Origin of the sequence: Nocardia cerradoensis NBRC 101014 (assembly GCF_000308535.1) — a bacterium.
Lineage (GTDB): Bacteria > Actinomycetota > Actinomycetes > Mycobacteriales > Mycobacteriaceae > Nocardia > Nocardia cerradoensis.
Genome location: NZ_BAFW01000200.1, coordinates 37846 through 52608, shown reverse-complemented (window position 1 = coordinate 52608; position 14763 = coordinate 37846). Strand labels below are relative to the sequence as shown.

The 14763-nt window shown below is 67.6% G+C and carries 15 protein-coding genes; 12 read left to right on the top strand and 3 right to left on the bottom strand.

What is annotated here, in order from left to right:
- Positions 1 to 74: 74 nt before the first annotated feature.
- Positions 75 to 464 (bottom strand): DUF3499 domain-containing protein, encoded by a 390-nt coding sequence (locus ON23_RS21445; RefSeq protein ID WP_039780359.1) that lies wholly within the window; start codon positions 462 to 464, stop codon positions 75 to 77.
- Between the two features lie 150 nt (positions 465 to 614).
- On the opposite strand from ON23_RS21445, the gene ON23_RS21440 reads away from it, so the two are divergent.
- On the top strand, positions 615 to 1091 hold the full coding sequence (locus ON23_RS21440) for a metallopeptidase family protein (protein ID WP_167331878.1): 477 nt from the start codon (positions 615 to 617) through the stop codon (positions 1089 to 1091).
- Positions 1092 to 1461: 370 nt separating this feature from the next.
- Here the strand turns inward: ON23_RS21440 and ON23_RS21435 are convergent, their stop codons facing one another.
- Positions 1462 to 1695, bottom strand: coding sequence for a WhiB family transcriptional regulator (locus ON23_RS21435; protein ID WP_030515006.1), 234 nt, complete (start codon positions 1693 to 1695; stop codon positions 1462 to 1464).
- 624 nt (positions 1696 to 2319) lie between these two features.
- On the opposite strand from ON23_RS21435, the gene cofD reads away from it, so the two are divergent.
- The 8 genes from cofD to ON23_RS21400 all read left to right on the top strand — a co-directional run bounded on the left by cofD (position 2320) and on the right by ON23_RS21400 (position 9410).
- Positions 2320 to 3291, top strand: a complete 972-nt coding sequence (gene cofD, locus ON23_RS21430; protein WP_189595073.1) for a 2-phospho-L-lactate transferase — start codon at positions 2320 to 2322, stop codon at positions 3289 to 3291.
- 71 nt (positions 3292 to 3362) lie between these two features.
- Positions 3363 to 4721 (top strand): coenzyme F420-0:L-glutamate ligase, encoded by a 1359-nt coding sequence (locus ON23_RS21425; RefSeq protein WP_039780333.1) that lies wholly within the window; start codon positions 3363 to 3365, stop codon positions 4719 to 4721.
- On the top strand, positions 4718 to 5236 hold the full coding sequence (locus ON23_RS21420; protein ID WP_039780332.1) for an NUDIX hydrolase: 519 nt from the start codon (positions 4718 to 4720) through the stop codon (positions 5234 to 5236). The genes ON23_RS21425 and ON23_RS21420 overlap by 4 nt, the downstream gene beginning before the upstream one ends.
- A 183-nt stretch (positions 5237 to 5419) precedes the next feature.
- Complete coding sequence (locus ON23_RS21415; protein ID WP_051043027.1) at positions 5420 to 6646, top strand: alkane 1-monooxygenase; 1227 nt, start codon at positions 5420 to 5422, stop codon at positions 6644 to 6646.
- Positions 6647 to 6858: 212 nt separating this feature from the next.
- Positions 6859 to 7023 carry a rubredoxin gene (locus tag ON23_RS37000; RefSeq protein ID WP_083904141.1) on the top strand — a complete coding sequence of 55 codons (165 nt, stop codon included), beginning with the start codon at positions 6859 to 6861 and terminating at the stop codon, positions 7021 to 7023.
- 67 nt (positions 7024 to 7090) lie between these two features.
- Positions 7091 to 7276 (top strand): rubredoxin, encoded by a 186-nt coding sequence (locus tag ON23_RS21410; RefSeq protein ID WP_030515012.1) that lies wholly within the window; start codon positions 7091 to 7093, stop codon positions 7274 to 7276.
- A gap of 42 nt (positions 7277 to 7318) precedes the next feature.
- On the top strand, positions 7319 to 7948 hold the full coding sequence (locus ON23_RS21405) for a TetR/AcrR family transcriptional regulator (protein ID WP_051043025.1): 630 nt from the start codon (positions 7319 to 7321) through the stop codon (positions 7946 to 7948).
- Between the two features lie 358 nt (positions 7949 to 8306).
- Positions 8307 to 9410, top strand: coding sequence for an alkane 1-monooxygenase (locus tag ON23_RS21400; protein ID WP_051043023.1), 1104 nt, complete (start codon positions 8307 to 8309; stop codon positions 9408 to 9410).
- An 8-nt stretch (positions 9411 to 9418) separates the two neighbouring features.
- Here ON23_RS21400 and ON23_RS21395 read toward each other — a convergent pair whose 3' ends face one another.
- On the bottom strand, positions 9419 to 10777 hold the full coding sequence (locus ON23_RS21395; RefSeq protein WP_039780329.1) for a cation:dicarboxylate symporter family transporter: 1359 nt from the start codon (positions 10775 to 10777) through the stop codon (positions 9419 to 9421).
- Positions 10778 to 10935: 158 nt separating this feature from the next.
- On the opposite strand from ON23_RS21395, the gene ON23_RS21390 reads away from it, so the two are divergent.
- The 3 genes from ON23_RS21390 (at position 10936) to ahcY (ending at position 14754) form a co-directional block, all read left to right on the top strand.
- Positions 10936 to 12468, top strand: a complete 1533-nt coding sequence (locus ON23_RS21390; RefSeq protein WP_039780328.1) for a sensor histidine kinase — start codon at positions 10936 to 10938, stop codon at positions 12466 to 12468.
- A complete protein-coding gene (locus tag ON23_RS21385; protein ID WP_039780326.1) occupies positions 12465 to 13169 on the top strand; it encodes a response regulator in 705 nt (234 codons plus the stop codon). Before ON23_RS21390 ends, ON23_RS21385 begins: the two co-directional genes overlap by 4 nt.
- 103 nt (positions 13170 to 13272) lie before the next feature.
- Positions 13273 to 14754, top strand: coding sequence for an adenosylhomocysteinase (gene ahcY, locus ON23_RS21380; protein ID WP_039780325.1), 1482 nt, complete (start codon positions 13273 to 13275; stop codon positions 14752 to 14754).
- Positions 14755 to 14763 lie beyond the last annotated feature (9 nt).

Here is a 14763-nt window from a genome sequence, read left to right as displayed (position 1 = left end):
ACCAACACCCTAATAGGGCCGCGGGCTCGCCCGGGCTTCAGGCCGGTCGCGCGTGTGCCGCGTGTGGTGCGGGCTCAGTTCGGGGGATCGGGAAGCACCCGTAGATGGCCGCGGCGGCCGGTGCGGCCGGGCCGCTGGGGGCGCGCCGGGGGCGGGGCGTACTCGCTGTAGCCGCGCTGTTCGGGTTCCGGTGGGCGGCGTCGCATCCCGGCTTCGCGGACGGCCTCGGCCAGTGCGGTCAGGTCGTCGTCGTCCGGTGTGCTGGAGGAGAATCCACCTTCGTGCCGGACCAGTTCCCAGCCCTTGGGGGCGGTGATGCGGGAGCCGTGGGTTTCGCACAGATCCCAGGAGTGCGGTTCGGCGACGGTGGCGAGGGGGCCGACGACTGCGGTGGAGTCCGAGTAGACATAGGTGAGCGTCGCGACGGCCGGATTCTTGCAGCCTGGGCGGCAGCAACGACGCATGGGAATCACATCCAGCAGACTAACCCCCCACGCCGTGTGTCGCAGACAGACACGCGGGCCGGTCCCCGGCCACTTCGGGGCACGGCGGGGCTCCGGCTCCGGGGAGATCACGTGGCCCCGCCGCCGGCGCGGTGACTACTGTCGCAAGGTATGACCCGATCGAAGAGGCGGCCGGTGACGACCCGTTCGGTGGTTCGCCGCGGCCGCGGCGTGCGCGGACCGATGCTGCCGCCGTCGGCGCCCGCGCGCCGCACCCGCGGCCAGCAGTTCGACCGCCTGGTGCTGGAGGCATTCGCGCCGCTGGACGCCCGCTGGCACGATCGCCTGACCAAACTCGACATCGCGGTCGACGACGTCCCCAAGATCCGTCCGCTGCACCCGGATTCGGTCACCTGGCCCGACGAGGTGGTCGCCGACGGCCCGGTCCCGCTCTCCCGCCTGATCCCGGCCGGAGTCGACCGCCACAACGTAGCCACCCGAGCCCGGGTGGTCCTGTTCCGCAAACCCCTCGAACTCCGCGCCCACGACCCGGAAGACCTGCTGGACCTCCTGCGCGAAGTCCTGGTCCAGCAGATAGCCACCTACCTGGGCGTAGACCCGGAGATCATCGACCCGACAGGGGAGTAGGCGCGGACGCGGCCGGTCCCCGCGTTCGCCGATGAGAACGAACGCCGGGCAGCCAAGAACGAACGGCGGGCAACCAAGAACGAACGGCGGGCAACCAAGAACGAAGTGCCACGCGGCCATGAACGAGTGCCGGGCAACCAATGACGAGTGCCGGGCAACCGATCACGAGTGCCGGGCGTCCACTTCCCGTCGCCCGCCCCGCCCCGCCGAAGCGAAGCGAGGCGAACAGGGAAACCGGACAACAGATTTCGCGAGCACATGGGTAACTCACCGGGCACGCCCAGAACCCGACCAGCCCCACGACCGCCGGCCCGAAGCAACACCCACCCGGCTCTCACGGCACGCTGAATCCCCGGAGAGGCGGGTGAGTTCAGCTGATGCCGCGCTTGAGGCGGCGGCGTTCGCGTTCGGACAAACCGCCCCAGATACCGAACCGCTCATCGTGGGCGAGTGCGTATTCCAGGCACTCGTCGCGGACCTCGCAGCCCATGCAGATCCGTTTGGCTTCCCTTGTGGAGCCGCCTTTTTCGGGGAAGAAGGCTTCCGGATCGGTTTGGGCGCACAGCGCCCGTTCCTGCCACTGTTCTTCGATGGTGTCGAACATCGCATCGAAGTCGGTGACGATGAGACTCAGCTGCGGTGGTTCGGGTTTGCGCTGAGTGCGCGCCCACTGCCCTCCTTGCGGAGTTCTGTTGAGCGATCCCGATTCGTTGGTCACCGTGCTGCCCCCCTCTCGTTCGTCGTTCCGGCTGTCAGCGCAGTCGCTTGGTGCTGCGCATGCTGTGGAATCGGTTTGCGATACACCGCCCGGAATGCCCGACGGGGCCAGCTCCTCGGCCATCGCTCCGCCTCCTCACTGTGTGTTAGCGCAGAATGATTTTTCCGTCGGACCGGACGTGCCCACCGACGGTCCCACACCGCGACGTAGTCCCGCGGACATCCCCGAGCTTGTCGTTCCGATGCGAACATGCGTTCGAAACGCGGTCTGCGCCAAAGGCTCTCGCGCGGACCCGGAATGACATGTCTGTGATTAGACACGCCGGACGCGTCGATGGTCAAGCTGCCGACACAATTCCGTTACTATCCGAGGCCGCCTTCGACGCGGTTCGGTAACCTCGAAGTAGCAAATGACCAGCAAATACGCACGCGAACCCCCGCTTCCGGGCACCGCATAGGCTGTGCGGATGTGACTGGAGAACAAGCGGACATCGCGGCCGAGATCGAGCGGATTGATCGTAAACCGCGCATTGCGGTGTTGGTCGGTGGAGTCGGCGGCGCGCGCTTCTTACAAGGTGTGCGGGAACTGCTGCCGGAGGCGGATGTAACGGCGCTGGTGAACGTCGGCGACGACGTCTGGATGCACGGTTTACGCATCTGTCCCGACCTGGACACCTGCATGTACACGCTGGGTGGGGGTATCGATACCGAGCGCGGCTGGGGCCGGGTGGGAGAAACCTGGCACGCCAAGGAGGAACTGGCGAAATACCACGCCCAACCGGATTGGTTCGGACTCGGAGATCGCGATATCGCGACGCATCTGGTGCGCAGTGAAATGCTGCGCGCGGGATACCCGCTCTCGGCGGTTACCGAAGCGCTGTGCAATCGCTGGCAGCCCGGAGTGAAACTTCTCCCGGCAACGGACGATCGGTGCGAAACGCATGTTGTGATCACTGACCCCGACAGCCCTGGCGAACGCCGCGCGATTCATTTCCAGGAGTGGTGGGTACGGTACCGAGCAAACGTCGAGACCCATGGATTCGTCACAATCGGGGCGGATCAAGCCAAACCTGCCCCTGGTGTGACGGAAATCATAGAGGGTGCTGATGTGGTGCTGCTGGCCCCCTCGAACCCCGTGGTGAGCATCGGTGCGATCCTCGCCGTGCCGGGTATCCGGGGCGCGCTGCGGACCACCTCCGCCAAAGTCGTCGGTTTATCGCCCGTGATCGGGGGAAAACCCTTGCGCGGCATGGCCGATGAATGCCTCGAGGTGATCGGAGTGGAAACCTCGGCCGAGGCCATCGGACGGCACTTCGGCGCCCGGTCGGACACCGGCATCCTCGACGGCTGGCTCATCCACTCGACCGACGAGGCCGATGTGCCGGGTGTCCAGGTGCGCAGTGTGCCGCTGCTGATGACCGATCCCGCCGCCACCGCCGCGATGGTGCGGGAGGCGCTCGACATCGCGGGGGTGCCGGCATGAGCGATCAGGCGCGGAGGCGGGAGCGGAGCGTAACCACGCAGCGCCCAGCTCATGCCGAAATTGAGCACAGCATGAGCGATCAGGTGCGACACACCGACCATGCGCCCGGCGGGGAGATCACGATCATCCCCGTGCCGGGGCTACCGGAATTCCGGCCGGGTGACGATGTCGCGGAACACATTGCGGCCCAGGCCCCCTGGCTCGTCGACGGGGACGTGCTGGTCGTGACGAGCAAGATCGTCGCCAAGGCCGAGGGACGCATCGTCGAGGCGCCGCGGGATCCGGACGAACGCGATGCCGTGCGGCGCAAACTCGTCGACGCCGAGGCGGTGCGGGTGCTGGCGCGCAAGGGGCGCACCCTCATCACCGAGAATCACCTCGGCATCGTGCAGGCTGCCTCCGGGGTCGACGGTTCCAATGTGGAACAGGGCGAATTGGTCCTGCTGCCAACCGATCCCGATGCCAGCGCCGCGGCACTGCGGGCGGCGCTGGCGCAGCGGCTGGGCGTCGACGTCGCGGTGGTGATCACCGACACGATGGGCCGGGCCTGGCGCATCGGCCAGACCGACGCCGCGATCGGTGCCGCCGGTCTGCGCGTCGTGCACGACTACGCCGGCGCGGTCGACGGGCAGGGGAACGAGCTGCAGGTCACCCAGGTGGCGGTGGCCGACGAACTCGCCGCCGCAGCGGATCTGGCGAAGGGCAAACTGGGCGGCGTGCCGGTCGCGGTCGTACGCGGGCTGACTCCGCACGACGACGGATCCACCGCCAAGGATCTGCTGCGCGGTGGCGAGGAGGATTTGTTCTGGCTCGGCACCGCCGAGGCGATCGAGCGGGGCCGCCGGGAAGCGCTGCTGCTGCGCCGCTCGGTGCGGACCTTCGCCGAGACCCCGGTCGATCCCGAGGTGATTCGCGCCGCGGTCGGCGACGCGCTCACCGCGCCCGCTCCGCATCACACCCGCCCGGTGCGATTCGTGTGGGTGCGGCAGCCGGAGTTGCGTGCGCGTCTGCTGGATTCGATGGCGGCGCAATGGCGTAACGACCTCGGTGCCGACGGTCTCGATCCCGAGCGGGTGGAGCGCCGGGTCGCACGCGGCCGGATCCTGTTCGACGCACCCGAGGTGATCATTCCGTTCTGTGTCCCCGACGGCGCGCACGACTATCCGGACGAGCGCCGCCGTGCCGCCGAGTCGACCATGTTCACCGTCGCGGTCGGTGCGGCTGTGCAGGGGCTGCTGGTCGCTCTGGCCACACGCGGTGTCGGCAGCTGCTGGATCGGCTCGACCATCTTCGCGCCCGAGGTGACCCGCGAGGTTCTGGGACTGGCACCGGACTGGAATCCGTTGGGCGCCATAGCCGTCGGCTATCCGGAGGAGGAGCTGTCGCCGCGCCCGCCGCGCGAGGCGGGAACGGGTCTGGTCGAGCTGTGAGTGCCGAGTCGTTGCATGCCTCGGCCACCGAGTTGCTGGAAAACTGGAAGCCCGCAACGCATCCGGAACAGTCCGTGCGGGAGGCGATGCTGGCATTCCTCGGTTCGGCGCCGCGCGGCTGTCTCCGGGAACACGCCCCCGGCCACATCACCGCCTCGGCGGTGGTGTTCTCCCACGACGAGCGTGAGGTGCTGCTGACGCTGCATCCGCGGGTCGGCCGGTGGATCCAGCTGGGCGGTCACTGCGAGCCGGGTGACGAGACCGTGGTCGACGCCGCGCTGCGGGAGGCGACCGAGGAGTCCGGGATCGCCGGGCTGAAGGTCGAGCCCGGGCTGTACGGCGCGCAGGCGCACCCGATCACCTGCTCGCTCGGGGTGCCGACTCGTCACCTGGATCTGCTGTTCAAGATCCGCGCGCCGCGCGGCGCGGTGCCGGTGCGCAGCGCGGAGTCGACGGATCTGCGGTGGTGGCCGGTCGACGCGTTGCCCGCCGATTCGGACGTACTGCTGCGCTGAATCGATCATCGACGGCGGGACGGGGTGCGCCGCAGCCCGTCCCGCTCGTCCGTCGTGCACTGTCACAACGCGTTTACAAATCGGCAAAAATGTATAGACGCCCGACAGGTGTCGGCATATTGTCCACGGTAATGGTTACCCACATCACAGTGAATGTGGCAGCTGTATCGAATGGAGACGACGATGTCGACCGAAGCCGGAACCGCCGACGGCCTGCTCGACTCGGGCTGGCGTGACCGCAAGCGCTATCTGTGGTTGTGGGGCCTGTTCGCGCCGACGGGACTGTTCATCATCGGACTCCCGCTCATCTGGGGGCTCAACGAACTGGGCTGGCACACCCTCGCGAAGGTGCCGTTCTGGCTCGGCCCGATCCTCATCTATCTGGTCATCCCCGCCGCCGACCTGTTCTTCGGCGCCGACGGCGAGAATCCGCCGGACGAGGTCATGGAGTATCTGGAGAACGACCGGTACTACCGCTACCTGACCTACATCTACCTGCCGTTCCAGTACGCGTCGCTGGTCATGGCGTGCTATCTGATCACCGCGGACAACCTGAGCTGGCTCGGCATCGACGGCGGCCTGACCGTCGTGGACAAGATCGGCCTGGCCCTGACGGTCGGCATGGTCGGCGGCATCGGCATCAACACCGCGCACGAACTCGGGCACAAGAAGGTGCATCTGGAGCGCTGGCTGTCGCGGATCGCGCTGGCGCAGACGTTCTACGGCCACTTCTACATCGAGCACAATCGCGGCCATCATGTGCGGGTGGCCACGCCGGAGGATCCCGCGAGTTCCCGTGTGGGCGAGTCGTTCTGGGCGTTCTGGCCGCGCACGGTATGGGGCAGTCTGCGCTCCGCGTGGGGGCTCGAGCGGGCCCGGCTGGAACGGCTCGGGAAGCGCCCGTGGAGCCTGCACAACGATGTGCTCAGCGCGTGGGCGATGTCGCTGGTGCTCTACGCGGCGCTGGTGGCCGGCTTCGGACTCGAGGTACTGCCGTATCTGGTGCTGCAAGCGGTGGTCGGCTTCAGCCTGTTGGAGGCGGTCAACTATCTGGAGCACTACGGTCTGCTGCGGCAGCGCACGGACCGCGGCCGCTACGAACGGCCGACACCGCGGCACAGCTGGAACAGCGACCACCTCGTCACCAACATCTTCCTCTACCACCTGCAGCGGCACAGCGATCACCACGCCTATCCGACCCGGCGCTATCAGACACTGCGCAGCTGGGACGGGGCGCCGAATCTGCCGAGCGGCTACGCCAGCATGATCATGCTCGCCTACTTCCCGCCGCTGTGGCGGCGCGTGATGGACAAGCGCGTCGTGGCCCACTACGACGGCGACCTCACGCAGGCGAACCTGCAGCCGAGCAAGCGAGACAAGGTCCTCGCGCGTTACCAGGAGGCACGGTGAGCGACAATCGCGCAGCGGCTCGCCGTGCCGACCGGGTGCGGGTGTCCCGCATGACACAGGAGGCACGGTGAGCGACAATCGCGCAGCGGCTCGCCGTGCCGACCGGGTGAGGGTGTCCCGCATGACACAGGAGGCGCGGTGAGCGACAATCGCGCAGCGGCTCGCTGTGCCGACCGGGTGCGGGTGTCCCGCATGACACAGGAGGCGCGGTGATGGGGGCCTATCGTTGCCCTGTCTGCGATTACGTCTACGACGAGGCGAAAGGTGCTCCGCGGGAAGGATTTCCGGCGGGCACCCCGTGGGAGTCGGTGCCGGACGACTGGTGCTGCCCGGACTGCGGGGTACGGGAGAAGATCGATTTCGAGGAGGCACGGTGAGCGACAATCGCGCAGCGGCTCGCCGTGCCGACCGGGTGCGGGTGTCCCGCATGACACAGGAGGCACGGTGAGTCGGCCCTATCGGATTTTTCAGTGCATCCAGTGCGGCTTCGAATACGACGAGGAGCAGGGCTGGCCGGACGAGGGGATTGCGCCGGGGACGCGCTGGGAGGACATTCCCGACGACTGGACGTGTCCGGACTGTGGGGCGGCCAAGGCCGACTTCTTCATGGTCGAGATCGAACGTTCGTGAGTCGTTTTGACTGCGGAAGCCGCCCGTGACACCGTCGCGGGTATGCCGCGTAACGGATCCCGGGTCCCGTACCAGGAAGCGGCGCGCACCCTGCTGCGCACGTCGGTTCTCGATGCGATGCGGGAACTGCTGATCGAGCGGGACTGGGCCAAGATCACGCTCGGCGACGTCGCGACGCGGGCCGGGGTGAGCCGGCAGACCCTGTACAACGAATTCGGCTCCCGGACGGGACTGGCGCAGGCCTATGCGCTGCGGCTGGCGGATCAGCTGGTGGACCATGTCGGAACGGCCATCGCCGACAACGTCGGCGATGCGCGGGCAGCGTTCCGCGAAGGTCTGGCAAATTTCATCCTCGACAGTGCGGCCGACCCGCTGGTGCAGTCCCTGGTGGTCGGTGAGGCCAAGCTGGATCTGCTGCGATTGATCACGCTCGATGCCGGGCCGCTCATCGAGCATGCCGCCCGGCGCTTGGGCGCGGCCTTCGAAAACAGCTGGGTGGGGGCGTCGGCGGCGCAGGCGGATGTGCTCGCTCACGCCTTGGTGCGCATCGCCATCAGCTACATTCCGACTCCGGCCGCACTGCATCGTGACGCCCCGGAGGAGTTGAGCAGCCTGCTCGCACCGTATGTGGAGGCGATTCTCGCCGCCCGGGACCGAACCGGCGGCCGCTAGCCCGAAATCCGTCCTGTGACGGATAACGATTTGTCGCGGGGCCGGTTGGGATGCCGGCCGACAACCGCGCCGGCCTTCCATGGCCGGGACGACGGGGGCGAATAGTCGCTGACCTGCGTGGTCCCCGCGGAAACGGCGGTTGCTCACCCGGTGCGGCGCAGTGGATTCAGGCCCGCGCTGTCTGTGACTTCGGGTCCCCGTGTGTAACGGTTACCACTTTGCGGGTTTGAACCGGGCGTAACGGCCTCGGAGCCGCTACATATTTACCTGGCAGGAGTCCAGGTACGTTCGAGTGGGGCAATCAGTGCAAACGGTCGGCAAACGCTCGGGTTCGGCTGATCCCAAAAAACATCTGTGGATGTTGGGATTGATCGCCCCGGGCTGCGCATTGCTCCCTTCCCAGCTGGTCGCGCGGACCGGCATCGAGGCGTTCTGGTGGATCGGGCCGATCATCGTGCTGATCGTGATACCGCTGCTGGACTGGTTCGTCGGCGAGGACGGCACGAACCCGCGCGACGAGGATTACGAGCGGCTCTCCCACGATCGCTACTACCGGTGGTGCACCTATCTGTTCCTGCCCATCCAGCTGGCCGGACTGGTGATCGCGGCCTACATGTGGTCCGGTCACGAACTCGACGTGGTGGACAAGCTGGGGCTGGCGGCGACGCTCGGTTTCGTCAGCGGTATCGGCATCAACGCCGCGCACGAGCTGGGGCATCGGGTGGAACGGCTGGAGCGGTGGCTGGCCAAACTCGCGCTCGCCCAGTCCGGATACGGGCATTTCTTCGTCGAACACAACAAGGGCCACCACGCGCGGGTGGCCACCCCGGACGATCCGGCCAGCGCCCGCCTGGGCGAATCGCTGTGGATGTTCTTGCCGCGCAGCATCTTCGGCGGTTTGCGCTCGGCGATCAGGCTGGAACGTGACCGGCTGCATCGCAAGGGCCTCGGCTGGTGGAACGTGCGCAACCACATCCTGCAGGCGTGGTCGATGACGGTGGTGCTCTACGGCGCGCTGCTGGCGGTGTTCGGCCCCCGCATGCTGCCGTATCTGCTGCTGCAGGCCGTGATCGGCTTCGGGCTGCTGGAAACCGTGAACTACGTCGAACATTACGGGTTGCTGCGCCGCCGTCTGCCCGGTGGCCGCTGGGCGCGCTGCTCGCCGGCCGACAGCTGGAACTCCGATCGGCTGGTCACCAACATCTTCCTGTTCCACCTGCAGCGCCACAGCGACCACCACGCCAATCCGGGCCGCCGGTACCAGACGCTGCGCAGTACCCAGGAGGCCCCGCAACTCCCCGCGGGCTACGCGACGATGATCCTGCTGGCCACGGTCCCGCCGCTGTGGCGACGGGTGATGGATCCGAAGGTCGCCGCGCACTACGCGGGCGATCTCGGCAGAGCCAATATCGCGCCGCGCAAGCGGGAGCGCACCCTGGCCGTCTACCGGCTCGCGGGATAGTCGCGGCGTCAGACGGCGACCAGTTCGGTCCGTTCGGCGGGCGTTCCGGATGCCTCGGCGGGTTCGCTGTCGGCCATCGTCGTCTCGTCGAAGGGCAGTTCCCGGTCGAGCACGGCGCGCAGACGGACGTCGTCGATGGTCTTGGTCCAGGTCCCGACGAGGACGGTGGCGACGGCATTGCCCGAGAAGTTGGTGATGGCGCGGGCTTCGGACATGAATCGGTCGATGCCGACGATCAGGCCCACACCGTCCAGCAGGTCCGGGCGATGGCTCTGTAGACCACCGGCCAGGGTGGCCAGTCCCGCTCCTGTCACCCCGGCGGCGCCCTTGGAGGCGACGATCATGAACACCAGCAGACCGATCTGCTGTCCGAGCGAGAGTGGCTTACCCATCGCGTCGGCGATGAACAGCGAGGACATCGTCAGATAGATCGCGGTGCCGTCGAGGTTGAACGAATATCCGGTCGGTACCACGATGCCCACGGTCGAGCGTTCGACCCCGAGGTGTTCCATCTTCGCGATCAGCCGCGGCAGCGCCGATTCGGAGGACGAGGTGGAGAAGATCAGCAGATATTCGCGCGCCAGGTAGCGCACCAGCTTGAAGATCGACACGCCCGAACTCACCCGCAGCAGCGCACCGAGTACGCCGAAGACGAAGACCAGGCAGGTCAGATAAAACGCGAGCATCAATGCCGCGAGCTGTTTCACCGCATCCAGCCCGGTGGCCGCCACCACGTTCGCGATCGCGCCGAAGGCGCCGATCGGTGCCAGCCACAGGATCATGGTCAAGATCTTGAACACCAGCTTCTGCGCCAGCCCCACCGCGCGCAGGATCGGTTCGCCCTGAGTACCCATCGCCTGTACGGCGAAGCCGACGAGCAGGGCCACGAACAAGGTCTGCAGCACGCTGCCCGCGGTCAGCGACGACAGCAGCGATGTCGGGATGATGCTTTCCAGGAAGTGCCAGGTGCCGCCGCTGCTTTCGGCCTGCTTCACATAGCCGGCGGCCGCGCCGACGTGTTCGTGGACGTTGAGCCCACTGCCCGGCTGCAGCAGATTGCCGACCACGAGACCGATCGTCAGAGCCACCGTCGACATGATCAGGAAGTAGCCGAGCGCCAGGCCGCCGATCCTGCCGACCCGCGCCGCGGCCCGCACCGAGCCGATACCGAGCACGATCGTGCAGAAGATGACCGGCGAGATCATCATCTTGATCAGGTTGACGAATATGGTGCCCAGCTCGCCCACCGACTTCCCGAAGCCGGGCGCCAGCCAGCCGACGAGTACGCCGGCCACGACCGCCACGATGACGGCGAGATAGAGCCAATGGGTACGGTCGCGACGGTGCGTCCGTGTCGAGTCGCTCATGATGTGCCTCCGGTGCTGCCCGATATGTCCCTCGGGTTCGTACTGTGATGATGGGGGTGACCGTGACCTCGGTCACCATTACGTACGTTTCGTTCACGGGAGGACCGTTGCGGGCGAAAGGCCGGACCCCTCGTTCGCCTGCGCGGCGCGCCCGGGGCATGACGCTGGCCGGCCAGGTCTTCGTGGTGCAGCTGGCGGTCCTGGTGGTGGTGATCGCGGTCGGATCGGCGCTGGCGGTATGGGAGGTGCGCCGCGAACAGGACGATGCGACGGCACGCCGCGTGACCGGCATCGCGGTCGCCCTCGCCCAGGCGCCGTCCACGACGGCCGCGGTGCGCACGCCGGACCCCACGGCCGTGCTGCAGCCGGTGACCGAACGGATCCGGCAGCGGACCGGGGTCGATTTCATCGTCGTGATGGCACCCGACCGCACCCGCTACACCCACACCGATGTCAGCCGGATCGGACAGCCGTTCAGCGGCACCATCGATCGTGCGCTGGCCGGGGAGACGTTCACCGAGACCTACACCGGATCGCTGGGCCCGTCGATCCGGGCGGTCACCCCCGTCGTCGACGACACCGGCCGGGTCGTCGCCCTGGTCTCGGCCGGCGTGACCCGGGCCCGCATCGGCGATCAGGTGAGTGCGCAGCTGCCGCTGATCCTCGGTGCGGCCGGCGCCGGTCTGCTGCTGGCGGTGCTGGGCGCATTCCTGCTGCGCCGCCGGCTGCTGCGCCAGACCCAGGGACTGGGCCCGGCCGAACTCCGGACGCTCTACGAACATCACGATGCCGTGCTGCACTCCGTGCACGAGGGGCTCATCGTGTTCGACCGCGACGACCCGGAGGCGGCGGTGGTCAACGACGAGGCCCGACGCCTGCTGGAACTGCCCGACGGCCCGGTGCGCCGCGCCGATCTGCCGGTGTCGCTGCGCCACCTCGACGCCACGGTGGTCCGCGACGAGATGCATGTGACGGCCGCCCGCGTGCTGGTGGTCAATCAGGACGTCGTCTCCTGGGCGGGGCGGCGCCTCGGCACGGTCCTCACCATCCGCGACCACACCGAACTCCGCGACATCATGGGCGAGTTGGATTCCGCGCGCGGCCTGGCCGAATCGCTGCGGGCGCAGGCGCACGAGGCGGCCAACCGGTTGCACGCGGTGATCACGATGGTCGAGCTGGGCCATGTCGATCGCGCTGTCGACTTCGCGACGGCCGAACTGCGGCTGTCGCAGGCACTCATCGACCGCCTGACCGATGCGGTCCACGAGCCGGTCCTGGTGGCGCTGCTGCTCGGCAAGGTGGACCGGGCCATCGAACGCGGCGTGGAGCTGACCGTCGCCGAGGACACCGCGCTGGACTCGGTCGCGCCGTTGACCGCGCAGGAAGTGGTCACCCTGGTGGGAAATCTCGTGGACAACGCGGTGGACGCGGTCGCGCAGGATCCGGACGCCTGGGTCGAGGTCTCCGTTCGCTCGGATGCGTCGGCGCTGGTGGTCAGGGTCGCCGACAGCGGGCCGGGAATGTCGGAGGAGGCTTTCGCGCAGGCGATGGAACGGGGATATACGACCAAGGCCGAACACCACGGACTCGGCCTGGCGCTGGTCTGGCGGCTGGTGACCCGATACGGCGGCACGCTGCGGGCCGAGCGCAGCCCGGAATCGGCTGTCGTGGTGAGGATTCCGGTGCGATGACGAGGCCGCCGATCCGGGTGCTGATCGTGGAGGACGAACCGCGCATCGCCGAGGCACATCACTCGTATGTCGCGCGGGTGGCGGGATTCGAGCCGGTGGGTGTGGCCGCCACCGGCCGGGATGCGATCCGCACGGCCACGCAGGCCGCCGCGGCGGGAACTCCGATCGATCTGGTGCTGATGGATCTGGGTCTGCCGGATATCGGCGGGCTCGAGGTGACCGCCGCCCTGGCCCGCTTGCGGCCGCGACCCGATGTGATCGCCATAACCTCGGCGCGTGACCTCGAGATGGTGCGCGCCGCGGTCGCGCACGGGATAGCGCTGTATCTGCTGAAACCCTTCACCTTCGCGGCCTTTCGCGACAAGCTCGAGCGCTACCTGGAGTTCCGGGCCGCGTTGCCGGCCGGTGATGCGACGCTGACCCAGCACGACATCGATCGGGCGTTGAGCGCGCTGCGCACCGCCGATCCCAAAGCGGCCGCCCCGAAAGGTATTGCGCCGCAGACACTCCAGGAGATCTCACGGGCGGTGCGCGAGGCGCCGGACGGGCTGTCGGCGACCGAAACCGGCCGTGCCGTGGGCGTTTCGCGGGTCACGGCATGGCGCTATCTGGAGCAGCTGGCGACCGACGGCGTGGTGGAACGCCGGTCGGACTACGGCCGCGCGGGCCGGCCCCAGGTCCGATACGTCTGGCGCCGGTGATGCGCGGCCGGGGCAGACGCACCCCGTCGGCGTACACCGAACGCGTGTGAGCGACTAGCCTGAGTTGTCGAACCGACATCCACCGAGAGGCTGATCCAGGCGCATGACGACCTCAGAACTTTCCGCTCAGACGAACCTGACTCCCGATGTCCGCAACGGCATCGACTACAAGGTGGCGGATCTGTCGCTGGCCGAGTTCGGCCGCAAGGAGATTCGACTGGCCGAACACGAGATGCCCGGTCTGATGGCGCTGCGGCGCGAGTACGCGGAGGTGCAGCCGCTGAAGGGTGCGCGCATCTCCGGTTCGCTGCATATGACGGTCCAGACCGCGGTGCTGATCGAGACCCTGGTCGAACTGGGTGCGCAGGTGCGCTGGGCGTCGTGCAACATCTTCTCCACCCAGGATCACGCGGCCGCCGCGGTCGTGGTGGGCCCGCACGGCACGATCGACGAGCCCAAGGGCACGCCGGTCTTCGCCTGGAAGGGCGAGACCCTGGAGGAGTACTGGTGGGCGGCCGAGCAGATGCTCACCTGGCCGAACGAGCCCGCCAACATGATCCTCGACGACGGTGGCGACGCCACCATGCTGGTGCTGCGCGGCGCCCAGTTCGAGAAGGCCGGGGTGGTCCCGCCCGAGGACGAGTCGCATTCCACCGAATACAAGGTGTTCCTCAACCTGCTGCGCGCGAGCCTGGCCGCCGACGCGGGCAAGTGGACCGCGATCGCCGAATCGGTGCAGGGTGTCACCGAGGAGACCACCACCGGCGTGCTGCGGCTGTACCAGTTCGCCGCCGCCGGTGAGCTGACCTTCCCGGCGATCAACGTCAACGACTCGGTCACCAAGTCCAAGTTCGACAACAAGTACGGCACCCGGCATTCGCTGATCGACGGCATCAACCGCGGCACCGATGTGCTGATCGGCGGGAAGAAGGTGCTGATCTGCGGTTACGGCGATGTGGGCAAGGGCTGTGCGGAGTCGATGGCCGGCCAGGGCGCACGTGTTCAGGTCACCGAGATCGACCCGATCAACGCGCTGCAGGCGCTCATGGACGGCTTCGACGTCGTCACCGTCGAGCAGGCGATCGCGGATGCCGACATCGTGATCACCTCGACCGGCAACAAGGACATCATCGGCCTGGACCACATGAAGGCGATGAAGGATCAGGCGATCCTGGGCAATATCGGTCACTTCGACAACGAGATCGATATGGCGGCGCTGGAGAACTCCGGGGCCACCAAGCTGAACATCAAGCCGCAGGTCGACCTGTGGACCTTCGATTCCGGCAAGTCGATCATCGTGCTGTCCGAGGGCCGGCTGCTGAACCTGGGCAACGCCACCGGCCACCCCTCGTTCGTGATGAGCAACAGCTTCTCCAACCAGGTCATCGCGCAGATCGAGCTGTGGACCAAGCCGGAGCAGTACGACAACGAGGTCTACCGCCTGCCGAAGGTGCTGGACGAGAAGGTCGCGCGCATCCACGTCGAGGCGCTGGGCGGCACCCTCACCAAGCTGACCAAGGACCAGGCCGAGTACATCGGCGTGGATGTCGAGGGCCCGTTCAAGCCGGAGCACTACCGGTACTGAGGTCGGAAA